This is a genomic window from Facivitalis istanbulensis, assembly GCF_040560405.1.
Lineage (GTDB): Bacteria > Pseudomonadota > Alphaproteobacteria > Sphingomonadales > Sphingomonadaceae > Sphingomonas > Sphingomonas istanbulensis.
In genome coordinates this window covers 1-20849 of the sequence record NZ_JAVSCQ010000007.1, presented here as the reverse complement: position 1 = coordinate 20849, position 20849 = coordinate 1, and the positions used below count along the sequence as shown (strand labels likewise).

At 67.2% G+C, this 20849-nt stretch carries 24 protein-coding genes and 1 riboswitch; of the genes, 13 read left to right on the top strand and 11 right to left on the bottom strand.

Translation table 11 applies throughout. From position 1 onward, the window contains the following. Window positions 1–88 precede the first annotated feature (88 nt). Window positions 89–1486, top strand: coding sequence for a M20/M25/M40 family metallo-hydrolase (locus RN629_RS06410; RefSeq protein WP_407034447.1), 1398 nt, complete (start codon window positions 89–91; stop codon window positions 1484–1486). 55 nt (window positions 1487–1541) lie between these two features. On the opposite strand, the gene RN629_RS06405 is transcribed toward RN629_RS06410, so the two are convergent. Further along, window positions 1542–2114 carry a manganese efflux pump MntP gene (locus RN629_RS06405; protein ID WP_407034446.1) on the bottom strand — a complete coding sequence of 191 codons (573 nt, stop codon included), beginning with the start codon at window positions 2112–2114 and terminating at the stop codon, window positions 1542–1544. Between the two features lie 13 nt (window positions 2115–2127). After that, window positions 2128–2307, bottom strand: a riboswitch (yybP-ykoY riboswitch). Window positions 2308–2487: 180 nt separating this feature from the next. On the opposite strand from RN629_RS06405, the gene RN629_RS06400 reads away from it, so the two are divergent. Then, on the top strand, window positions 2488–2820 hold the full coding sequence (locus RN629_RS06400) for a hypothetical protein (protein ID WP_407034445.1): 333 nt from the start codon (window positions 2488–2490) through the stop codon (window positions 2818–2820). A gap of 44 nt (window positions 2821–2864) precedes the next feature. On the opposite strand, the gene rpoZ is transcribed toward RN629_RS06400, so the two are convergent. Then, window positions 2865–3209 carry a DNA-directed RNA polymerase subunit omega gene (rpoZ, locus tag RN629_RS06395; RefSeq protein ID WP_407034444.1) on the bottom strand — a complete coding sequence of 115 codons (345 nt, stop codon included), beginning with the start codon at window positions 3207–3209 and terminating at the stop codon, window positions 2865–2867. 129 nt (window positions 3210–3338) lie between these two features. Between rpoZ and RN629_RS06390 the strand changes: the two genes are divergently transcribed. Then, window positions 3339–4544 carry a phospholipase D-like domain-containing protein gene (locus tag RN629_RS06390; RefSeq protein WP_407034443.1) on the top strand — a complete coding sequence of 402 codons (1206 nt, stop codon included), beginning with the start codon at window positions 3339–3341 and terminating at the stop codon, window positions 4542–4544. Window positions 4545–4588: 44 nt separating this feature from the next. On the opposite strand, the gene RN629_RS06385 is transcribed toward RN629_RS06390, so the two are convergent. After that, a complete protein-coding gene (locus tag RN629_RS06385) occupies window positions 4589–5203 on the bottom strand; it encodes a class I SAM-dependent methyltransferase (protein WP_407034442.1) in 615 nt (204 codons plus the stop codon). 139 nt (window positions 5204–5342) lie between these two features. Here RN629_RS06385 and RN629_RS06380 point away from each other — a divergent pair, with 139 nt between their 5' ends. After that, a complete protein-coding gene (locus RN629_RS06380) occupies window positions 5343–5666 on the top strand; it encodes an antibiotic biosynthesis monooxygenase family protein (RefSeq protein ID WP_407034441.1) in 324 nt (107 codons plus the stop codon). Window positions 5667–5700: 34 nt separating this feature from the next. On the opposite strand, the gene RN629_RS06375 is transcribed toward RN629_RS06380, so the two are convergent. Next, on the bottom strand, window positions 5701–7992 hold the full coding sequence (locus RN629_RS06375) for a CDC48 family AAA ATPase (protein WP_407034440.1): 2292 nt from the start codon (window positions 7990–7992) through the stop codon (window positions 5701–5703). Between the two features lie 263 nt (window positions 7993–8255). On the opposite strand from RN629_RS06375, the gene RN629_RS06370 reads away from it, so the two are divergent. Then, window positions 8256–9146 carry a LysR substrate-binding domain-containing protein gene (locus RN629_RS06370; RefSeq protein WP_407034439.1) on the top strand — a complete coding sequence of 297 codons (891 nt, stop codon included), beginning with the start codon at window positions 8256–8258 and terminating at the stop codon, window positions 9144–9146. Window positions 9147–9293: 147 nt separating this feature from the next. Here the strand turns inward: RN629_RS06370 and rpmG are convergent, their stop codons facing one another. After that, window positions 9294–9461: a 50S ribosomal protein L33 gene (gene rpmG, locus RN629_RS06365; protein WP_007407030.1), complete on the bottom strand. Its 168-nt coding sequence runs from the start codon at window positions 9459–9461 to the stop codon at window positions 9294–9296. Between the two features lie 218 nt (window positions 9462–9679). On the opposite strand from rpmG, the gene RN629_RS06360 reads away from it, so the two are divergent. The 6 genes from RN629_RS06360 to RN629_RS06335 all read left to right on the top strand — a co-directional run bounded on the left by RN629_RS06360 (window position 9680) and on the right by RN629_RS06335 (window position 13804). Then, window positions 9680–10048: a hypothetical protein gene (locus RN629_RS06360; RefSeq protein ID WP_407034438.1), complete on the top strand. Its 369-nt coding sequence runs from the start codon at window positions 9680–9682 to the stop codon at window positions 10046–10048. 11 nt (window positions 10049–10059) lie between these two features. Then, window positions 10060–10617, top strand: a complete 558-nt coding sequence (locus RN629_RS06355) for a TMEM165/GDT1 family protein (protein ID WP_407034437.1) — start codon at window positions 10060–10062, stop codon at window positions 10615–10617. A gap of 98 nt (window positions 10618–10715) precedes the next feature. Continuing rightward, window positions 10716–11213 (top strand): Dps family protein, encoded by a 498-nt coding sequence (locus RN629_RS06350; RefSeq protein WP_407034436.1) that lies wholly within the window; start codon window positions 10716–10718, stop codon window positions 11211–11213. A 222-nt stretch (window positions 11214–11435) separates the two neighbouring features. Then, complete coding sequence (locus tag RN629_RS06345; RefSeq protein ID WP_407034435.1) at window positions 11436–11906, top strand: hypothetical protein; 471 nt, start codon at window positions 11436–11438, stop codon at window positions 11904–11906. Between the two features lie 112 nt (window positions 11907–12018). Beyond that, on the top strand, window positions 12019–12204 hold the full coding sequence (locus RN629_RS06340; protein WP_407034434.1) for a DUF1328 domain-containing protein: 186 nt from the start codon (window positions 12019–12021) through the stop codon (window positions 12202–12204). A gap of 7 nt (window positions 12205–12211) precedes the next feature. Next, window positions 12212–13804, top strand: a complete 1593-nt coding sequence (locus RN629_RS06335) for a cisplatin damage response ATP-dependent DNA ligase (protein ID WP_407034433.1) — start codon at window positions 12212–12214, stop codon at window positions 13802–13804. A gap of 41 nt (window positions 13805–13845) precedes the next feature. Here the strand turns inward: RN629_RS06335 and murA are convergent, their stop codons facing one another. Next, window positions 13846–15126, bottom strand: coding sequence for a UDP-N-acetylglucosamine 1-carboxyvinyltransferase (murA, locus tag RN629_RS06330; protein WP_407034432.1), 1281 nt, complete (start codon window positions 15124–15126; stop codon window positions 13846–13848). Window positions 15127–15390: 264 nt separating this feature from the next. Here murA and RN629_RS06325 point away from each other — a divergent pair, with 264 nt between their 5' ends. Then, entirely contained in the window at window positions 15391–16131 is a 741-nt protein-coding gene (locus RN629_RS06325) for a Crp/Fnr family transcriptional regulator (protein ID WP_407034431.1), read from the top strand. Window positions 16132–16156: 25 nt separating this feature from the next. On the opposite strand, the gene RN629_RS06320 is transcribed toward RN629_RS06325, so the two are convergent. From RN629_RS06320 to RN629_RS06305, 4 genes are read right to left on the bottom strand one after another with little or no spacing between them, the layout of a single operon-like run. Further along, entirely contained in the window at window positions 16157–16780 is a 624-nt protein-coding gene (locus RN629_RS06320) for a MarC family protein (protein WP_407034430.1), read from the bottom strand. A gap of 4 nt (window positions 16781–16784) precedes the next feature. Then, window positions 16785–17663: a bifunctional methylenetetrahydrofolate dehydrogenase/methenyltetrahydrofolate cyclohydrolase FolD gene (folD, locus tag RN629_RS06315; RefSeq protein WP_407034429.1), complete on the bottom strand. Its 879-nt coding sequence runs from the start codon at window positions 17661–17663 to the stop codon at window positions 16785–16787. Further along, a complete protein-coding gene (locus tag RN629_RS06310) occupies window positions 17660–17962 on the bottom strand; it encodes a DUF167 domain-containing protein (RefSeq protein ID WP_407034428.1) in 303 nt (100 codons plus the stop codon). Before RN629_RS06310 ends, folD begins: the two co-directional genes overlap by 4 nt. A gap of 6 nt (window positions 17963–17968) precedes the next feature. Beyond that, a complete protein-coding gene (locus RN629_RS06305; RefSeq protein WP_407034427.1) occupies window positions 17969–18280 on the bottom strand; it encodes a YggT family protein in 312 nt (103 codons plus the stop codon). A gap of 134 nt (window positions 18281–18414) precedes the next feature. Between RN629_RS06305 and RN629_RS06300 the strand changes: the two genes are divergently transcribed. Further along, window positions 18415–20301, top strand: coding sequence for an AsmA family protein (locus RN629_RS06300; protein WP_407034426.1), 1887 nt, complete (start codon window positions 18415–18417; stop codon window positions 20299–20301). 291 nt (window positions 20302–20592) lie between these two features. Here the strand turns inward: RN629_RS06300 and RN629_RS06295 are convergent. Next, a partial coding sequence (locus RN629_RS06295) for an electron transfer flavoprotein subunit alpha/FixB family protein (protein ID WP_407034310.1) occupies window positions 20593–20849 on the bottom strand: 257 nt, incomplete at its 5' end.

Genomic DNA, 20849 nt, shown 5'->3' with positions numbered 1-20849 from the left:
GTGCCGGCGCGGATTGTCGTGCGACCGCTTGCACCGCTCGCCGCGAGCGGCTCTACTCGTTGCGACACGGATAACAGGGGGAGCATCGATGCGATTGGCGAAATGGATCGGCGGGGCGCTGGCGGCCTGCACGCTGCTGCCGGGGCTGGCGGCGGCGCAGAACCGGCCGGACCAGAAGGCGTTCTTCGACCTCTACAAACAGCTTGTCGAAACCAACACCACGCTGTCGAGCGGCAGTTGCACCCAGGCTTCGGCGCAGATCGCCGACCGGCTGAAGGCCGCGGGCTATGGCAACGCCGACATCACGCTGTTTTCCGTGCCCGACCATCCCAAGGATGGCGGCATCGTCGCGATCCTGCCCGGCACCGACAAGGCGCTGAAGCCGATGCTGCTGCTCGGCCATCTCGACGTGGTCGAGGCCAGGCGCGAGGACTGGACGCGCGATCCGTTCAAGCTGATCGAAGAGGATGGCTATCTCTACGGGCGCGGCACCGTCGACGACAAGGCGATGAGCGCAATATGGGCCGATACGCTGATCCGCCTGAAGAAGACGCCGCCCAGGCGCACGATCAAGATGGCGCTGACCTGTGGCGAGGAAACGACCTTCGCGTTCAACGGCGCGGAATGGCTGGCCAGGAACAAGCCCGACCTGATCGCGGCCGAATTCGTCCTGAACGAGGGCGGCGGCGGGCGGCTGGACGCCAATGGCCAGCGCGAATTGCTCGCGGTACAGGTGGGCGAAAAGGCGGCGCAGAACTATACGTTCCTGGCCACCAATCCGGGCGGGCACAGCTCGCAACCCGTGCCGGAAAACGCGATCTACGAACTGGCCGACGCGGTGAAGGCGGTGCAGGGCTATGAATTCCCGATCATGCTGACCGACACCACCCGCGCCTTCCTGACCGCGACGGGGCAGAAGGTCGGCGGCCAGCTGGGCGACGCCATCGCGCGTCTGCTCGCCAATCCGAATGACAAGGCGGCGGATGCGATCGTCAGCCGCGACAAGGCGCTGCATGCGACGCTGCGCACCACCTGCGTCGCGACGCTGCTTCAGGCAGGCCATGCCGAAAACGCGCTACCGCAGCGCGCGACCGCCAATATCAATTGCCGCATCTTCCCCGGTGAGACGGTGGAGGGCACGCTGGCCAGGTTGAAGGCGCTGGCGGGGCCCAAGGTCACCGTCACCGTCAACGAGCCCATCCGCCCGACCGCGATCCCGCCCAGGCTCGATCCCAAGATCCTCGGACCGATGAAGACGCTGGCCGCCCGGCATTTCCCCGGCGTACCAATGGTGCCGATGATGTCGACCGGCGCGACCGACGGCATCTTCTTCCAGGCGATCGGCATCCCCGTCTACGGCGCGCCGGGCCTGTTCATCGACAAGGACATGTCGGGCATTCACGGCCTGAACGAACGGGTTCGCGTGGCGTCGCTCTATGACGGCCGCGACTATCTCTACGATCTGGTGCGCGCCTACGCCTATTGACCGGGACCGGGCGTGTCGCGGCAAAAGGCCGGGCACGCCCATCCCGCGCAAGGGGTCAGACGGACAGATGCTGCGCCAGGATCGACGCCCCGATCCCGATCAGGACGAAGCCGCCGATGATCCCGGCATAACGGCCCAGATAGGGCCCGATATGCTTGCCCAGCATCACCCCGACGGTCGCCATCAAGGTGGTCGTGCCACCGATCACCAGGCACGCGATCCAAATGTCCACGTTCATCAGCGCCAGCGTCACGCCCACGGCCGCCGCGTCGATGCTGGTGGCGATGGCGGTAACGGCCAGGCGCAGCACGCCGTTGCCGCCCGGCATTGCCTCGCCCGCCCCGGTGCCATCGTCCCGCCAGGCCTCCCGCACCATATAGGCGCCGACCGCGAACAACAGGCCGAACGCGACCCAATGGTCGTACTCGGCGATCCAATCGTTGAGCATGAAGCCGAGCAGCCAGCCGAGCGCCGGGGTCAATGCTTCGAAAAAGCCGAAGACGATCCCGACCTTGATCGCATCGGGCAGGCCGGTCCGGCGCTCCGTCGCCCCCCTGCCCAGCGCGGCGGCAAAGGCATCGACCGACAGCGTGGCACCCAGCGCGCCAAGGGTCAGAATTCCAGGCATCCGATCAACCTTCAGGGCCATGAACCGAACGATGCGCGCACCCGTGCCCACAAACCGTGGTGCGGCACCGTTGGTCTCGCCGGGCAGGTCGATCCTGCTGTCATCGCCACGGACTGGTCAGCCCGATCATGTTGACGAAGACCCTGCCATACAGCAGGTAGCTACTCCCCAATGGTTGAACCCCCATATATGGTGTCCTTCCACCATGCTAAACGATAAATCCGATCAAATCCATCCGATTGATCGGCTGCTCTCGTTGCACAGGGCGATCAAGCTGCCTGCCCGATGAACGCGCGCGCCACGCGCGGTTCAGCCTGTGGGGGGCATCCCCGATTCTCCGGGAGCCGATGATCGTTTTTTTGAGGGTATTCCAATGACCAAGTTCAGGACCGGCCTTCTGCTTGCCCTGGCCGGAGGTGCCATGCTCTCCGCGACCGCCGCCAACGCCCAGGACTGGCGCTATGACAATTACATGGCGGACAGGGCCTATCACAGCGCCGACTCGCATGCCTATCGCGCGGGGCGCGACCAGCGCGCGGCGGACGAGGCGGCCTATTATGGCGATTACCGCGCGGCGGATGCCTATGCCCATGCCGCCGCCGTCCGGCGGGCCGAGGCCCGGAATGACATGCATTTCGCGCGGCATGAACGCCATGCCGCGCGCTGGGACTATTGGCATGGGGGTTGGGGCGGCTGGGGCTATTGAGCCTTTGCCCGCCCGCCAAAGCAAAGGGGCCGGACGAGAGCCGGTCAGCCCTCGTAATCGGCACCCAGATTCTGGTTGCGCGGCGGCGCGGCGGCGGTCAGGCGCAGCGCCTCGGCCGAGGCCTGCAGGCTGCCGACATCGTCCGCCTCGTCCTCGTCGTCGATCTGGACGCGCTGCAGGCTGTTGACCACGGATTCTTCCAGATGGGTCGGACGAACCGTTTCTTCCGCGATCTCGCGCAGCGCGACGACCGGGTTTTTGTCGCGATCGCGATCGACGGTAAGGTCGGCCCCGCCCGAAATCTGACGAGCCCGCTGCGCCGCGAACAGCACCAGATCAAAACGGTTGGGAACCTTGTCGACGCAATCCTCGACGGTGACGCGCGCCATGCGTGTGTCCTTCGCAAATAATGCTGGGATGAAAGCAGGCCGCGTACCAGCAAAGCGCGCATAAGTCAAAAGCGTTAGGGGATGTGCAACACCGCATGGGCTGGATCGTTACGGATCCGAGAGGATGATGTGCGCCAGGAGCCCGATATTTCGCAGTCCGCCCCGCCCGAACAGCCGGTCTTCACCGTCGATGGCCAGGCGCTGACGCTGCTCGACACCGGCCCCCGGCGGCTGGAGGCGTTGCTGGCGCTGATCGACGGCGCGGCGGAAAGCCTGCGCATCCTCTATTATATCTACGCCGACGATACCGCCGGTCGACGGGTCCGCGACGCGATGATCGCGGCGGCGCGGCGCGGTGTGACCGTCTCGGTCATCATCGACGGGTTCGGCGCCGGCGCAGACGAGGATTTCTTTCGTCCCCTGGTCGCGGCGGGGGCGATGCTGTCCCGGTTCGAACCGCGCTTCGGCCGCCGCTATCTGTTGCGCAACCATCAGAAGCTCGCGCTCGCCGACGCCGATGGCGACGTTCCGCGCATCATCATCGGCGGTTTCAATATCGAGGACGACTATTTCGGCACCCCCGCGGACCAGAGCTGGCGCGATCTGGGCCTGTTGCTCGAAGGCCCGGCGGCGGCGCGGATGGCGGGCTATTTCGATGCGCTGTTCGCCTGGACGCAAGACTTCAGCGGGCGCCTGCGCGACCTGAACAAGGCATTGGCGCATTGGAGCGAGTCGGCGGGTCGGCTGCGCTGGCTGATCGGCGGCCCGACACGGCGGCTGTCGCCCTGGGCGCGGACGGTGCGCGACGACATGCGGCGCGGGCGGCGGATCGACGTGGTCGCCGCCTATTTCACCCCCAGCCCCTCCATGCTGCGCCGCCTGGATCGTGCGGGGCGGCGCGAGGCCGAGGTGCGGATCGTCACGGCGGGCAAGTCGGACAATGAGGCGACGATCGCGGCGGCGCGCTTCACCTATGCCGGCCTTCTCCGCAAGGGCGTTCGGATTTTCGAGTATCAGCTGACCAAGCTGCACACCAAATTATATGTGATCGACGATTCGGTACATATCGGCTCGGCCAATTTCGACATGCGCAGCCTGTTCGTCAATCTGGAGCTGATGCTCCGGATCGAGGACAGGGCCTTTGCGGCCCATGTCCGTGCCTATGTCGATGGCGAGGTCGCGCGGTCGGAGGCGATCACCCCCGACTGGTACAAGCGCCAGACCGGCTGGTTCCAGCGGCTGCGCCAGTTCGTCGCCTATCTGCTGATCGCGGTGATCGACCCGTCGGTCTCGCGCGGGCTCAACTTCGGGATCGAGTCGCCGGACGGGGAATGACGGACCGCATTCCTCTCCTTTCCAAGGGGAGGAATGCGCGACGCTCAGTCCTTCCAGGCCCAGTAGAGCTGGGCCGGCGGCACGTTCCACCATTCCATGTCATGGTCGATCTTGTCCCAGTGCGGCACCAGGAAGTCCTTCACCTTGGGGCTGAACTGATAGACCAGGAACGCGCCGCCGGGTCGCAGCACGTCATGCGTCGCCTGCGCGATCGCGGGACCGACGCCGGGCGGCAGCGTGGAGAAGGGCAGGCCCGACAGGACATAGTCGGCATGATCGAAACCATGGTCGCGCACGATCTTCTGCACGTCCGCCGCCGATCCGTTCACCGCGGCAAAACGCGGGTCGATGATGGTGTGGCGCAGATAATCGCAGAAATCGGCATTGGTATCGATCGCGATCAGCTTCGCGTCGGGCGCCATCCTGTCCAGAACCGGGCGGCAGAAGGTGCCGACGCCGGGGCCATATTCGACGAACAGCTTGGTGTTGGCCCAGTCGACGGGCGCCAGCATCTTGCGAATAAGCTTGCCCGAGGATGGGATGATCGAGCCCACCATCACCGGATGCTTCAGGAATTGCTGGAAAAACATCTGGCCGGGCGACGGATAACCCGTGGCATCGGTACGGGACTTGCGCGCGGCGGTGGTCGAGCTGGGCATCGAGTTCCTGTCGTTCGTGATCCCCGCGAGGAGGAAACGCGAGGGAAACCCCTCGTCGCACAGGTGCCGAACGACTTTCAAGCTATTGGGTTGCGCGGCAATGGCGCATTCCTTCGCAATCGGGACGGAGGGCAAGGGCATGATGGACGATCGCACGGAGCAGGTGGCGGTGATTTTCCTGTCACAACGCACGGCGGACGATGCCGAAGGCTATGCCGCGGCGGCCGACGCCATGGCCGATCTGGCCGCACGCCAACCCGGCTATCGCGGCGTCGACAGCGTGCGCGGGGTGGACGGCGCGGGCATCACCGTCAGCTGGTGGGCGGACGAGGCGAGCGCGCTGGCATGGCGGGCCCATCCCGACCATGCCCGGATTCGCGAACAGGGTCGCGCGGGATGGTATGCTGGCTATGAAGTCGCGGTGGCGACGGTGGCGCGGAGCTATCGCTGGGCCAAGCCATAGCTCCGCGCGCGCCGGTCGCGATCACTGTCCGTGCTCAGGCCGGCTTGTCCCCGCGCGGCGTCAACTGGCCCGGCGCGATGAAGCCGATCGGCTGGATCGCCGCCGCGTCCTGCTTCAACCTGGCCGCGATCTGTTCGTAATCCCGCTCCATCTCGGGGGTAACGCTGGCGCGCGCCTCGGTCAGCGCCTCGTCGAACGCGGCCATGTCGACCTCCTGCGCGCCCAGCGAGCGGCGCAGCGCGACCAGCCCGGCGCGACGCACCACATCGCCCAGGTCCGCGCCGGTGAAGCGATCGGTCCGCGCGGCGACATCGTCCAGGTCGACATCGGCCGCGAGCGGCATCCTGGCGGTCTGGATTCCCAGGATCCGCCGCCGCCCGGCCTTGTCCGGCACGCCGACATAGATGAGTTCGTCGAACCGACCGGGGCGAAGCAACGCGGGATCGACCAGATTGGGCCGGTTGGTCGCGCCGATCACGACGACCGATTGCAGTTCCTCCAGTCCGTCCATCTCGGCCAGGATGGTGTTGACCACCCGCTCCGTCACCTGCGGCTCGCCCAGCCCGCCGCCCCGTGCGGGGACCAGCGAATCGAGTTCGTCGATGAAGATCACCGTCGGCGCCACCTGCCGCGCGCGGGCGAACAGGCGGGTGATCTGCTGCTCGCTCTCGCCATACCATTTGGAGAGCAGGTCGCTCGACTTGGTGGCGATGAAATTGGCCTGCGCCTCACGCGCGACCGCCTTGGCGAGCAGGGTCTTGCCGGTGCCGGGGGGACCATAGAGCAGGAAGCCCTTGGCGGGCCGGATGCCGAGTCGCCGGAACGCGTCCGGGTCCTTCAGCGGCAGTTCGACGCCTTCCTTCAACTTCATCTGCGCGGTGTCGAGGCCGCCGACATCCGCCCAGCGGACGGTCGGCGCCTGGACCATCACCTCGCGCATCGCCGAGGGCTGGACGCGCTTCAACGCCTCCAGAAAATCCTCGCGCGTGACCGACAGCGTATCCAGCACCTCGGCCGGAATCGTCCGCTCCTCCAGGTTGAGGCGCGGCATGATCCGCCGGACCGCCTCGATCGCCGCTTCCCGGGTCAGCGCGGCGAGGTCGGCGCCGACAAAGCCGAAGGTGGTGCGCGCCAGTTCGGCCAGATCGACCTTGTCGCCCAGCGGCATGCCGCGCGTGTGAATGCCCAGGATCTCGCGCCGCCCGCGCTCATCGGGGACGCCGACCACGATCTCGCGGTCGAAGCGGCCCGGCCGCCGCAGCGCCTCGTCGATCGCCTCGGGCCGGTTGGTCGCGGCGATGATGACGAGGTTCGCCCGTGCTTCCAGCCCGTCCATCAGCGTCAGCAACTGCGCGACCAACCGCTTCTCCGCCTCGCCCTGCACCCGGTCGCGCCTGGGCGCGATCGAGTCGATCTCGTCGATGAAGACGATCGAGGGGGCGGACTTGGTCGCCTCCTCGAAGATGTCGCGCAGCCGCTGTTCGGACTCGCCATAAGCCGAACCCATGATCTCCGGCCCGTTGATGAGGAAGAACTGCGCATCCGATTCGTTCGCCACCGCACGCGCCAGCCGTGTCTTGCCGGTGCCGGGCGGGCCGTGGAGCAGCACGCCCTTGGGCGGCTCGACGCCGAGTCGCTCGAACAATTCGGGGTAGCGCAGCGGCAGTTCGACCATTTCGCGCAACTGGTCGATGGTCGCGGCCATGCCGCCAATATCGTCATAAGTCACATCGGCGCGGCGGGCCTCGCGCGGTTCCTCATATTCGGGGCGCAGTTCGACCTCGGTATTCTCGTCGATATGCACCACGCCCTTGGGGCTGGCGGCGACGACCGCGAGACGGATTTCCTGGAGCGCATAGGCAGGCGCGTTCATGAACTGCGCGACGCCCGGCGGCATGTTGGTGACCCGCTGCTGCCCCGCCGTCGCCACCACGTCGCCCTGGCAGAGCGGCCGGTTGAAGAAGGTACGCTTGAGCGCCTGCGCCGAGCCCTGAAGCCGCAGATTCTGTTGCGCCGGGGCGAAGACCACGCGAGTCGCCGGCTTCGATTCGACCTTGCGCACCTCGACGAAATCGCCCGAGCCGACGCCGGCATTGGCACGCTGCAACCCGTCGATCCGCAACAGGTCCAGCCCTTCGTCCTCCGGATAGGGGGCCACGGCGCGCGCGGGTGTCGCCTGCTTGCCCACGATTTCGATGACATCGCCTTCCGCAATGCCCATCGCGCCCATCAGGCTGCGCGGCAGATGCGCCAGCCCCCGGCCCGAATCCTCCGGGCGGCTATTGGCCACTTGTATCTTGCGGGTCGGCGCGTCGCTGTCGGCCATGATCGTCCCTTGGCTATCCGTTTCAACACGAAAGCGCGGGAGGTGGGGGCGGGTTCCGGCCAGCGAAAGGCCGCACCGCCGAACGGAGACAAAAAAAAGGGCCGATCGAAACGACCAGCCCGAAAAGTTTTTAGGAGAGGATGCCTGAAAGGCCCGTTCCTTTTGCGCCGCAGCACGCTATGTTGCAAGTGCGAAAAGCTTGGCTGTGATTGCACTTTATGCAATTCTTTGGCCGGGTACGGTGTTCAAACGACAGGTGCGAGATGCGCAGGCTGCCCCCGTTAGGTGCGATCGAAGCCTTCGTCCAGGTGGTTCGCCTGGGCTCCATCAAAGCCGCCGCCGAGGAACTGGCCCTGTCCGCGCCCGCGCTCAGCCGACGGGTCCAGACGCTGGAGCGCTTCGTCGGCAAGCCGCTGTTCGCGCGGCGGCATCAGGCAATGGTGCCCAACGAGGATGGCGAGACGCTGATGGAGCAGATCGCGCCCCTGCTCGACCAATTGTCCGACGCGGTCGAAGCGATGACCAGCGGGCAGGAGGTGTTGCGCCTGCGCCTGGGGGTCCTGCCGCTCTATGCAGCGCAGCGGCTGTTCCCGCATATGGGGCTGTTGCGCGCGGCGCATCCCGAACTGCATCTCGATATCGACACCGCCGGCCACGGCATCGCCCGGCTGGGCGAAGGGCTGGACGCGGTGATCGCGCTCGGCCGCGAGATCGACCCGTCGCTCTATGCCAAGCGGCTGGATTTCAACAAAGTCTATGTGATCGGATCGCAGCGGTTGCTCGAAGGGCCCGATCCCCTGCTCCGCCCCGAACAGATGAACAGCATGACCGCGCTGCTGCACCGGGAAATGCCCGATGCCTTCACCGCCTGGTGCCAGGCGGCGGGGCTGACCAACATCAAGCCCAAGGCGATCGACTTTTTCGACTCGGGCGGGCTGATGCTGGAGGCGGCGGCGCAGGGGATGGGCGTGGCCTTCATGCACGCCAGCCATTTCGAACATGCGCAGGATCCCCGGCTGGTCCGTCTGTTCGATATCGAACTGGACAGCCCCTACAGCCATTGGTTCGTCTGTCGCCCGCGCGCGCTGCAACAAAAGTCCGTGCGGTTGTTCCATGACTGGCTGATCCGCACGCTCTACCCGGCGGCGGCATAGCCTTTCGCGCGCATCCGCCAAGCCATCGCGCGCGCCATGACGACAACAGAAACACGGCCAACGACAAAAGCCGCACGTCCGTCAGGACGGCGGCTTCACGCCCGCAAGCCATTCACGGGGCGGCGCACAAGGCCGCCCGGCCGTGAATTACTTGATCTTGGCTTCCTTGAACTCGACATGCTTGCGCACGACCGGGTCGTACTTGTTGAAGCTCAGCTTCTCGGTCTTGGTGCGCGGGTTCTTCTTGGTGACGTAAAAGAAGCCGGTATCAGCCGAGCTGACGAGCTTGATCTTGACGGTGGTCGGCTTGGCCATGACCTTGTTCCTGTATGCGTGAAAAAGCGAAAGCGGCAGCCGGAGCCGCCGCTGTATAAGGGCCGCGCATGGCCGATGTGACGGCGCGAGTCAAGTATTGCGCCCCATTTAAGCCGCTCTTTACGGCCAGGCGCGTAGCTTTACACCCCCATATCACGGGGTACCCGGTCCCTCTGCCGGGTGACGCATCGGGTGGGGAGGCCATGGGACGAACGGCAATGGGCGCGAACGACTCGCACGGGACAGGCGAATCAGCGGCCGATATTCGGTCGCAACTCTGGGCGCGAATCGCCGCGCTGGATGTCGCCGTTCCCTATGCCGCGCCCGCCGATCTGGCGCGCGAGGTGGAGGTGATCCGCCGCATCGCCCATGCGCACGGCCTGAGCCCCGCGGTCACCGTCACCCACTTCATCGACCGCGCGCTGGCCCGCGCCGAGACTATGGGCGGAAAAGAGATAGGCGGCGGGACGATGCCGCCCGTCCATGGCTGGCTGGCGATGCTCCACGACGCGGTGGCGAGCGAACGACAGGATTATGACGCCGCGGACCGTTTCGCTACCGCCTGCTCGATGCGACTGGCGCACTGATGGATGCCTTGATGATCGCGCTGGTCGTCGCGCTGCTCGGCCAGGCCGGGGATCGTACCGGATGGCTGGCGGCGCGGCTGGCGGATCGCGATCGCCGCCCCGGGCAATTGGCGGCGGGGCTGATGCTCGCGATGGCCCTCGTCGCGGCGCTGGCGGTGGTGGCGGGGCGGTCACTGGCCGCGTCGCTGACGCCCGAGGCCAAGTCCCTTCTGCTCGCGGTCGCGCTGGTCCTGCTCGGGATTGGCGCGTTTCGTGCCGTGAAACCGCCCGCGATGCGGTGGAGCCCGGCGCGACTGGGCTCGCTGGGTGGGGCGTTGCTAGGCGGCGGGGTGCTGATCGCCGGCGGCGGGGTCGGCTTCGTCCTCGCCGCCGCCGCCGCACGTTCCCCCCTACCCTGGGCCGCGTTGCCGGGCGCGCTGATGGGCACGCTGGGGGCGGTGGTGCCGCCGATCGTGCTGGGCGAGCGCGAATGGCTACGCCTCCCACTGCGCGCGGTGCGGATCGGCACGGGCCTGGTGCTGGTGCTGGCGGGGCTGGTCATCGGCCTGTCGAGCCGGGGGCTGATCTAACCCGTCGATCACTCAATACGGGCTTTGTCCTTGGACGGCGTGGAGCTATTCCGTCATCGGGTCGTTTGCACAACGATCCAGACAGCGGGAGCATGTCCATGTCCGATATCAATCCGGCGCTCGATACGCCGACCGATCTGAACCGCAATGCGACGGCAAGCGTCGCCGATGCGCTGAACGGCGCACTGGCCGACTGCTATGCCCTGTATCTGAAGACCAAGAATTTCCATTGGCACGTCTCGGGCCCGCATTTTCGCGACTATCACCTGATGCTCGACGATCAGGCGACGCAGATCCTGGCCGTGACCGACGCGATCGCCGAGCGCGTGCGCAAGACCGGCAACGTCACGCTGCGATCGATCGGCGATATCGCGCGCCGCCAGACCATTGCCGACAATGACCAGGAATTCGTGGCGGCCGCCGATATGCTGGTCGAGCTGCGCGACGACAATCTGAAGCTGGTCGAACGTTTCCGCACCGTGAAGGATGCGGCCGAAGAGGCCAGGGACAATGCCACCAGCGGCGTCGTCGACGACTGGACCGATCAGGCCGAGGAACGCGCCTGGTTCCTGTTCGAGGCGGCCCGGAAGGGCTGAGCCCCGCTCCCGGCGTCCATAGCAAAGCCCCGGTGAAAGCCGGGGCTTTTTCTTTGCCGGGAGGGATTGATCGGTTGGGGCGGAGATACCCGGCCCATTGCACCTTCGATTGCCATGTTCGACAGGGCGATGCTAATGCATGTCAACCTTGTCATGTGCTTGCCGGATCCGCATCATCCATCGCCCGGACCAAGCAGAACGGAATAGCCGGAGGATCGTCGAATGCGTTGTGCCGTCCTAGCGTCCGCTGTCCTGCTCGCCGCCTGCGGATCGAGCGAGAAATCCGCCACCATCGGCGGATCGACCTTCTCGACGGACGAGAGCAAGGGCACCGCCTCCATCACCACGGACAAGGGCACGATCCGTACCGCCGAGGGCGAGGCGGCGGCCAAGGTGGAGATGCCCGCCTATGCGCCGCGCTATCCGGGTGCGACCGTGACCGGCGTGATCGAGACCGACGCCGAGGGCAGCAAGCACAAGATGGTCACGCTCAGCACACCCGACGCGATCGGCAAGGTGGCCGACTTCTACAAGGCGTCGCTGACAAAGGCGGGCTGGAAGATCCCCGCCTCCTTCATATCGGGCGACGGCGGAATGCTCTCCGGGCAGAAGGACGGCAAGGAGGTGTCGATCGCGATTTCGCGGGACGAGGATGCCAAGACCAACCTGGTCGTGACCTTTCCCAATATCTGACGATCGATGATGGTGCCGGATCGAACCCGGTCCGTCCGCCATCGTCGTCCGTGACGCCGGAACACCAACCCTCCTGGCCGGTTAAGCCCTTATCAGGTCAGGAGGATTACCCATGCTCAAGCTTGCCATCACCTTTCTCGTCGTCGGATTGATCCTCGGTGCGCTCGGTTTCGGCGGCATCGGCGGCGCCTTTGTCGGGATCGCCAAGATCCTGTTCTTCATCGCGATCGCGCTGTTCGTGATCTTCCTCGTCCTCGGGCTGCTCGCGGGCAAGTCGGTGAAGAACGCGATCGACTGAGCCCGCGATGCGCGACTTCGCCGCGTTGCTCGACGCGCTGATCTACACTCGGTCGCGCAACGCCAAGCTGAAGCTGGTCGCGGATTATCTTGCCGCCACGCCCGACCCCGACCGGGGCTGGGCGATGGCGGCCTTGACCGGCGATCTCGACCTGCCCGGCGTCAAGCCCGCGCTCATCCGCGCGCTGATCGAGCAGCGGGTCGATCCCGTCCTTTTCCGGATGAGCCGCGACTATGTCGGCGATACCGCCGAGACGGTCGCCCTCCTCTGGCCCGCCCCCGAACCGCCGCTCGATCCCGCCCCCTTGTCGCTCGGCGCGGTGGTCGAGCGGTTGCGGCACCTCTCGCGCGCCGACGCGCCCGTGGTGCTTGCCGCCATGCTCGACCGGATGACGGCGGAAGAACGCTTCGCGCTGTTGAAAATGGCCACCGGCGGCCTGCGCATCGGCCTGTCGGCACGGCTCGCCAAGACCGCCTTCGCGCAAGCTTTCGGCCTGGATGTCGAGGCGGTGGAGGAGGTTTGGCACGGCCTCTCCCCGCCCTATGCCGCGCTGTTCGCCTGGGGCGAGGGCAAGGGGGCGCAGCCGACTCCCGTCGATGTGCCGGTATTCCGCCCCTTCATGCTGGCGCATCCGCTGGAGGATTTGCGGGTCGACCTGACGGACTATGCCGCCGAATGGAAATGGGACGGCATCCGGGTGCAGATCGTCCATGTCGCGGGGCAGACCCGGCTCTATAGCCGCACCGGCGACGATGTGACCGGCGCCTTTCCCGACGTCGCGAGCGCCTTCGACGCGGTCGGTGCGGTCGATGGCGAGCTGCTGGTCAAGGGCGAGCATCAGGGCGGCACGCTGGACGATGGCGGCGGCGCGGCCAGCTTCAACGCGCTCCAGCAAAGGCTCGGGCGCAAGACCGTGTCGGCCAGGATGCTGGCCGACTATCCCGCCTTCGTCCGGCTCTACGACATATTGGTCGACGGGACCGAGGATGTCCGCCCCCTTCCCTGGACCATGCGGCGCCAGCGGCTGGAGGCGTTCGCCGCGAAGCTCGATCCCGACCGGTTCGATGTCAGCGCAGTGATCGAAGCAGAGGATTTCACCGCGCTGGAGGCGTTGCGCGCCACTGCCCGCGATGCCGCGATCGAAGGCGTGATGCTCAAGCGGCGCGACTCCCTTTACAGTGGCGGGCGGCGCGCCGGGCTATGGTATAAATGGAAGCGCGATCCGCTGACCGCCGATTGCGTGATGATGTATGCGCAGCGCGGCAATGGCCGCCGGTCGAGCTATTATAGCGACTACACCTTTGGCTGCTGGACCGAGGCGGGCGAGTTGCTGCCGGTCGGCAAGGCCTATTCGGGTATCACCGACGAGGAATTGCGCCAGCTCGATCGCTTCGTGCGGGCGCATACCGTGCAGCGCTTCGGCCCGGTGCGCGAGGTCGAGAAGACGCTGGTGCTGGAGATCGCGTTCGACTCGATCCACGAGTCGAAACGCCACAAATCGGGAGTCGCGATGCGTTTCCCCCGGATCGCCCGCATCCGCACCGACAAGCCTGCCGCCGAAGCGGACCGGATGGAGATGCTGCGGCGGCTGGTGACGTAACTCCCCCCTCCCTCCCGTCGCAAGGGGGGAGGGAGAGACCGTCAGTCGCCGACCCGCTCGATATCGGCCCCGACCGCCGAGAGCTTTTCCTCCAGCCGTTCATAGCCGCGGTCCAGGTGATAGACCCGGCTGACCGCGGTTTCGCCCTCCGCCGCCAGTCCGGCCAGGATCAGGCTCATCGAGGCGCGCAGATCGGTCGCCATGACGGGCGCGCCGGTCAGCTTCTGCACGCCCTTCACCATCGCGGTGCGGCCATGGACCTGAATGTCCGCGCCCATCCGCGCCAGTTCGGGCACATGCATGTAGCGATTCTCGAAGATCGTCTCGGTCAGCGTGCTGGTGCCGTCGGCCTTGCACAGCATCGCCATGAACTGCGCCTGCATGTCGGTGGCGAAGCCCGGGAAGGGCGCGGTCGACAGGTTCAGCGGCTGGAGCGGGCCATGGGCGACGACGCGGATCGAATCGCGGCGTTCCTCGACCGTCACCCCGGCCTCGGTCAGCGCGGCGAGCGTCGCGCGCATGTCATCGGCACAGGCGCCCACCAGCTCCAGGTCGCCGCCGGTGATCGCCGCGGCACAGGCATAGGACCCGGCCTCGATCCGGTCGGGCATCACCGAATAGGTCGCGCCATGCAGCCGGTCGACACCCTCGATGGTCAGCGTCTCGGTGCCGACACCATCGATCCGCGCGCCCATCGCGATCAGCAGCCGGCACAGGTCGACGATCTCGGGCTCGCGCGCGGCGTTGCCGAGAACCGTCGTGCCACGGGCCGTCACGGCCGCCATCAGCGCATTCTCGGTCGCACCGACCGAAACCACCGGGAAGGTGTAGCGGCCACCCGACAGGCGGCCACCCGGCGCGCGGGCCTTCACATAGCCCGCCGTCAGCTCGATTTCCGCGCCGATCGCTTCCAGCGCCTTCAGATGCAGGTCGATCGGGCGATTGCCGATCGCGCAGCCGCCGGGCAGCGACACCCGCGCCTCGCCCGCGCGCGCCAGGATGGGGCCGAGCACCAGGATCGACGCGCGCATCTTGCGCACGATGTCATAGGGCGCCTCGGTCGAAAACAACTGGCCGGCGCGGATCGTCATGACCCGGCCGAAATCCTCCGGTCGCGTCCCCTCGATCCGGGTCGAGGCGCCGATCTGGTTGAGCAGATGGCCAAAGCCGTCGACATCCGCCAGTCGCGGCAGGTTGCGCAACGTGACCGGCTCGTCGGTCAGGATCGCGCAAGGCATCAGGGTGAGCGCGGCGTTTTTCGCGCCCGAGATCTTCAGGCGGCCCGACAGCCGGTTGCCGCCGCGAATGAGGATACGGTCCATAGACCCGCCCTCCTAGACGAGCCGTGCGCCACCGCCAAGGGGCCGACCCGTCGATCCGCGACGTTCTCCCGCGATCCGAAACGGGCTTAAAGTCCGGGCCACCAAATGGTCCGCACACGCCGGTCCCGCCCCGCCGAACCGGCGTCAGGCCGCAGCCATGCTCGTCGCAAACCACGGACGGGACGGAAGAAAACGCAATTGATCGACATTAATGCCCTCGGCCCGCTCGATGGGTAAGGCATTCCCCCCCAAGCGGGGAATGGAGTGTCAGTGTCAAATTGCGGCCTTGCCGATCGCCTGGAATGTTGGATCGCACTAACGCCCGCCGAAAGACGGGCCCTGGCCCGATTGGAGGAAAAACCCCGGCCCATAAGGCGCGGCATGGTGTTGCTGGACGAACGCGGACGGAGCGAGGATCTGTTCGTCGTCCGGGACGGCATGTTGATGTGTTATGTCCTGCTCGACGATGGCCGCCGCCAGATCGTCCGCTTCCTGTTTTCGGGCGATCTCTTTTCCCTGTCGGCGCTGGCCTATGGGCGCTCGCCCGACACGGTGGTGGCGATGTCGAACGCGACCGTCTGCGCCTTCGATCGTAGCGAGGTCGCGCGGCTGGCGACCGACCATCCCCGGCTGATGAGCCTGCTCCTTGTCCTCAACCAGATCGAGCGCGTCATCACTACCGACCGGCTGGCGGGACTGGGCCGCACCTCGGCCCGGACGCGGGTGGCGACGCTGCTGCTCGCGCTGCGCGCGCAGATGCGACAGGCGGGGATGGATGTCGACACCGCCTTCTCGCCGGGGCTGACCCAGGAGGAGATGGGCGACGCGATCGGCCTGACCGCCGTCCACGTCAACCGGATGCTGCGCCAGCTCGAGGAAGAGGGGATGATCGCGCGCGAGGGCGGGCGGGTGATCCTGCACGACGAGGAACGGCTGGCGCGCCAGGTCGGCTATGTCGACCGGTACGAGGGGCTGGACCTCAGCTGGTTGCCACCGGGGCGCTGATCCGCCCGGCCCCTCGGCACCGGGCTCAGCGCAGGGCGATCGTCACCCCGTCGATCACGAACTGTACCGCCAGCGCCGCGAGCAGCACGCCCAGCAGGCGGGTGATCACCGCCTCGATCTTGGCGCCCAGCAACCGCATCAGCGGCCCCGCCGCCAGCAGCGCCGCCAGCGTCAGGATCAGGATCGTCCCCATCGCCGCCAACACCACGGCCGAGCGTTCCCAACCCTGGTTGCGGCTCATCAGCAACATCACCGTCGCGATCGACCCCGGCCCGGCGATCATCGGCATCGCCATCGGGAAGATCGACACATCCTCCGCATCATGCGGATCGTCGGCGACCTTGGCCGCGCGATCCTCGCGCCGCTGGGTCCGCTTCTCGAACACCATCTCCAGCGCGATCAGGAACAGCATGATGCCGCCCGCGATGCGGAACGCCGCCATCTCGATGCCCAGCCCGTGCAGCAGGGCCTCGCCGAACAGCGCGAAGACGAACAGGATGATCGCGGACACGGTGACCGCACGGATCGCCATCGCCCGGCGATGCCGCGGTGTCGCACCGGCCGAAAGGCCCGCATAGATCGGCGCGCACCCCGGCGGATCGATCACCACGAAAAAGGTGAAGAGAGACGAAATATAGAGTTCGAGCACCGGGTTACAGCGCCGCTTCGTTGATCGCGACGCCCGCGCGCCGTCCCGCCGACACCAGCGTGTTGCGCAGCAACACGGCGATGGTCATCGGCCCGACTCCGCCCGGCACCGGGGTGATCGCGCCCGCGCGGGTCGCCGCCACGTCGAACTCGACATCGCCGACCAGCCCCGCCTCGGTGCGGTTGATGCCGACATCGATGACGCTGGCGCCGGGCTTGATCCACGCGCCCTTGACCAGGCCGGGCACGCCCACCGCCGCCACCACGATGTCCGCGCGGCCGACCACCTCGGCCAGGTCGCGGGTCCGGCTGTGCGCGACCGTCACCGTGCAGCTTTCGCCGAGCAGCAGCTGCGCCATCGGCTTGCCGACGATATTGGACCGGCCGACGACGACCGCGTTCATCCCCGACAGGCTGGGGTGGATGCTCTTCAGCAGCATCAGGCAGCCCAGCGGCGTACAGGGCACGAAGCCCTCGACACCCGTGGCCAGCCGCCCCGCATTGACGGGGTGGAAGCCATCCACATCCTTGTCGGGGTCGATCGCCTGGATCACCGCCTGCGCATCGATCTGGCGCGGCAGCGGCAACTGGACGAGGATCCCGTCGACCGCCGGATCGGCGTTCAGCCGTTCGACCAGCGCCAGCAGCGTCGCCTGATCGGTATCGGCGGGCAAGCGATATTCCAGGCTTTCCATCCCCGCCTCGCGCGTCGCCTTGCCCTTGGACCGGACATAGACGCTGGAGGCGGGGTCCTCGCCCACCAGCACGACCGCGAGTCCGGGCGCGCGGCCGGTCGCTTCGCGGAAGGTCGCGACCTGGGTGGCAATACGGGTGCGGAGGCCGGCGGCAAACGCCTTGCCGTCGATAATCGTGGCGCTGGTCATGGCGCATCGCCATAAAGCGCCTCGGCGACGCGCGCCAGCATTTGCGGGTCCCCCACGATATGCAGGCGCTTGATCCGGGCCGTTTCTCCCGCCACGATCGTCACCGCGCGCTTGGCCACGCCGAACCGCTTGGCGACCAGCGGCACCAGCGCCGCATTGGCCGCGCCGTCGACCGGCGGGGCCGAGAGGCGCGCGGCGAAATGCTCCTCGGTCCCCGCCACCAGCGCGTCACGCCCCCCGCGTGGCGTCACGCGCACCGCGATCTGGATACCGTCGTCGCGCAAGGTCCAGGCCGGCATGGCGCGTCAGCCGACGACGACCGAGCCACCATATAGCTGCTGCGCGATCGCCGCGTTCAGGACCTTGTCGAGGATGATGACCGCCAGCAGCACGACCATCGGCGACAGGTCGAGCGCGCCGAAATCGGGCAGGATACGCCGGATCGGGCGATAGAGCGGATCGGTCATGCGTTGCAGCGCGTACCAGACCGAACGGATGAAATCGTTCGAGGTGTTGATGACGTTGAAGGCGATCAACCAGGACAGGATCGCCTGCACGATGATCACCCACCACACGACATTGAGAAGAATCTGCAGAATCTGAAGGATGAGGATCAACGGAGGGCGCTCCCGATTGCGGATGCCCCCTTATCTAGGGCGCGGGGGGCGGAGGGGCAACAATCCACCCCCGGCCGCGTCGCCGATCCTGACGCAGGCGGAACGAACCCGCTTTCCCGAGCGTCCTTGCCGTCATGGGACAGGAGAATCGCCAGGCACGGCAAGAGGGGAAACGGCGCTGGCCCTGGGGCCGGATCGCACTCGGTCTGGCGTTCGGCCTGCCGGTGCTGCTGCTCGTGATCCTGGCGGCCTTTCCCTGGGGCATACTGAAGGACATGGTCGCGCGACAGGCGACGGCGCGCTTCGGACGACCGGTCACGATCGAATCGGCCCGCCGGGTGGACGGGTTCGGTTTTCATCCCGTCCTCGCGGTCGAAGGGCTGCGCATTCCCCAGTCGGATTGGGTCGGGGCCGGACAGGGCGACTTCGCGCGGCTGCGACGCGCCGAGATCCGCTTTTCCGTCTGGCCGCTGCTGATCGGGCGGTTCGAGCCGGAGGATATCCGTGTCTCGGGGCTCCGGCTGGCATTGGTGCGCGACAAACAGGGGCGAACCAACTGGTCGCGCCCCGGCGAAACGAAGGAAAAGGACGAAGGCGGCGGCGGCAGCGCGCTGCAGGGGCTGATCGTCACCGACAGCGTGATCGCCTATCGCGACGCCAAGCAGGATCGCGACGCGGTGCTGCGCTTCTCCGCTGATCCGGCCAGGGGCGTGCTGGCCGAGGGGACCGGCACGGTGCGCGGGGCGCCGGTGCGATTGCGCTTCACCGGCGCGCCGGTGAAATCCGGCGCCTGGCCCTTTACGGCGGCGATCACCGGCGACCAGCTGACCATGAAGGCGCGCGGTACGATGGACCGACCGCTCGACACCGATGCGATGACGCTCGACCTGACCGCCCGCGCCGATGACCTCAAGCGGATCGACGCGGTGATCGAGGCCGGCCTGTTCCAGACGGAGGCCGTCACCCTGGCAGCACATGTTCGCCATGATCGGCCGCGCTGGACGATCAGCGACCTGAAGGGGCGGATCGGCCGCTCCGACTTCGCCGGGCGGTTGACGGTCGACAAGAAACAGGGCCGCACACTGCTCGATGGGGAGGTTTCCGCCGGACAGCTCGATTTCGACGATCTATCCTCGGCCGAGGCGCGCGCGCAGGCGGTCGCGCTCGAAAAGCGGATCGGCCCCCGGCTGGTGCCCAATATGCGGATCGATATCGGCAAGATCGATTCGACCGACGGCACCCTCGCCCTCCGCGTGGACCGGGTGGTCAGCGCGCAAGGCCCCTCGCCGATCACCGGACTGACGGGGCGGATGGTGATGGATCACCAGCGGCTGACCCTCGACCGCATCCGCATGACGCTGCGCCAGGGCGCGGTCACCGGACAGGCGGTGATCGACCAGCGGGGCGGGCGGCCGGTGCCGACGCTGACGCTCGACCTGCGGCTGACCGGGGCGAGCGTCCTGGCGCTGTCGGGACAGGACAAGATCAGCGGCCGGGTCGCGGCCCGCGCCTATCTGCAAGGCGCGGGCGAGACGGTGCGGGCCGCGATCGGGCGATCCGATGGTCGGATCGGGCTGGTCGTCGATAACGGTTCGCTACCCGATCGCTATGCCGCCGCGCTCGGTTTCGACGCGGGTGGGGCGTTGATGGCGGGCAAGAACGCACGGGCCGGCCTGCGCTGCCTGATCCTGGGCGTTACGATGAAGGACGGCACGGGCCGCGCCGATCCGCTGATCGTCGATACCTCGCGCAGCCGTCTGGACGGGACGGGGACGGTGCGCTTCCCCGACGAAGCGCTCGCGCTGCGCCTGACCGGCGCGCCCAAACAGGGTGCCGTGGTGCGGCTCGCGGGCGCGGCGACGGTTGGCGGGACGATCCAGAGGCCCGACCTGGTCATCCCGCAAGAGGTCAAGTCGGTCGGCAACATCTTCAAATCGATCGGCCGCGCAATCACGCGCCGTTCGGGTCCCGAGGCGCAAGATGCCGATTGCGCCGGACTGGCGCGGCGGGTGCTGCGATAGCGCGCTCGGTCGCCGGACATCCCCGTGACGTCATTGCCGCGAAGGTCGGGATCGGTTCGCGGCGGAGCGGGCGGTTCGTTGCGTGCCAGATGATATGGAGAGAGGCCACGGCCTGGGTCAGGGTAAGGATGGGGTTTCGGGACAAGCACCGTGCCGGAAGGCGCCCCTCCTGATTCTCGACCCCGGCGAAGGCCGGGGCCCAGTTTCGGTGTCCCTCGTGGCCCGCGAGCCGATCGCCCCACCATCGCCCGCCCCCCGGCTTTGCGCCGGGGGTGCGGGGCGGGTTGAGGCTCAGACCTTGCTGGTCAGTTCGGGGACGATGGTGAACAGGTCGCCGACCAGGCCGATATCGGCCACCTGGAAGATCGGCGCGTCCTCGTCCTTGTTGATCGCGACGATGACCTTGGAGTCCTTCATCCCAGCCAGATGCTGGATCGCCCCCGAAATGCCGATCGCGACATAGACGTCCGGCGCGACGATCTTGCCCGTCTGCCCGACCTGATAGTCGTTGGGCGCATAGCCCGCATCGACCGCCGCGCGGGACGCGC

What these genes read in the sequence shown, in the direction of transcription:
- RN629_RS06410 (WP_407034447.1), top strand. Translation starts at nt 89, where the DNA reads ATGCGATTGGCGAAATGGATCGGCGGGGCGCTGGCGGCCTGCACGCTG.
- RN629_RS06405 (WP_407034446.1), bottom strand. Translation starts at nt 2,114, where the DNA reads ATGCCTGGAATTCTGACCCTTGGCGCGCTGGGTGCCACGCTGTCGGTC.
- RN629_RS06400 (WP_407034445.1), top strand. Translation starts at nt 2,488, where the DNA reads ATGACCAAGTTCAGGACCGGCCTTCTGCTTGCCCTGGCCGGAGGTGCC.
- rpoZ (WP_407034444.1), bottom strand. Translation starts at nt 3,209, where the DNA reads ATGGCGCGCGTCACCGTCGAGGATTGCGTCGACAAGGTTCCCAACCGT.
- RN629_RS06385 (WP_407034442.1), bottom strand. Translation starts at nt 5,203, where the DNA reads ATGCCCAGCTCGACCACCGCCGCGCGCAAGTCCCGTACCGATGCCACG.
- RN629_RS06380 (WP_407034441.1), top strand. Translation starts at nt 5,343, where the DNA reads ATGATGGACGATCGCACGGAGCAGGTGGCGGTGATTTTCCTGTCACAA.
- RN629_RS06375 (WP_407034440.1), bottom strand. Translation starts at nt 7,992, where the DNA reads ATGGCCGACAGCGACGCGCCGACCCGCAAGATACAAGTGGCCAATAGC.
- RN629_RS06370 (WP_407034439.1), top strand. Translation starts at nt 8,256, where the DNA reads ATGCGCAGGCTGCCCCCGTTAGGTGCGATCGAAGCCTTCGTCCAGGTG.
- rpmG (WP_007407030.1), bottom strand. Translation starts at nt 9,461, where the DNA reads ATGGCCAAGCCGACCACCGTCAAGATCAAGCTCGTCAGCTCGGCTGAT.
- RN629_RS06360 (WP_407034438.1), top strand. Translation starts at nt 9,680, where the DNA reads ATGGGCGCGAACGACTCGCACGGGACAGGCGAATCAGCGGCCGATATT.
- RN629_RS06355 (WP_407034437.1), top strand. Translation starts at nt 10,060, where the DNA reads ATGATCGCGCTGGTCGTCGCGCTGCTCGGCCAGGCCGGGGATCGTACC.
- RN629_RS06350 (WP_407034436.1), top strand. Translation starts at nt 10,716, where the DNA reads ATGTCCGATATCAATCCGGCGCTCGATACGCCGACCGATCTGAACCGC.
- RN629_RS06345 (WP_407034435.1), top strand. Translation starts at nt 11,436, where the DNA reads ATGCGTTGTGCCGTCCTAGCGTCCGCTGTCCTGCTCGCCGCCTGCGGA.
- RN629_RS06340 (WP_407034434.1), top strand. Translation starts at nt 12,019, where the DNA reads ATGCTCAAGCTTGCCATCACCTTTCTCGTCGTCGGATTGATCCTCGGT.
- RN629_RS06335 (WP_407034433.1), top strand. Translation starts at nt 12,212, where the DNA reads ATGCGCGACTTCGCCGCGTTGCTCGACGCGCTGATCTACACTCGGTCG.
- murA (WP_407034432.1), bottom strand. Translation starts at nt 15,126, where the DNA reads ATGGACCGTATCCTCATTCGCGGCGGCAACCGGCTGTCGGGCCGCCTG.
- folD (WP_407034429.1), bottom strand. Translation starts at nt 17,663, where the DNA reads ATGACCAGCGCCACGATTATCGACGGCAAGGCGTTTGCCGCCGGCCTC.
- RN629_RS06310 (WP_407034428.1), bottom strand. Translation starts at nt 17,962, where the DNA reads ATGCCGGCCTGGACCTTGCGCGACGACGGTATCCAGATCGCGGTGCGC.
- RN629_RS06300 (WP_407034426.1), top strand. Translation starts at nt 18,415, where the DNA reads ATGGGACAGGAGAATCGCCAGGCACGGCAAGAGGGGAAACGGCGCTGG.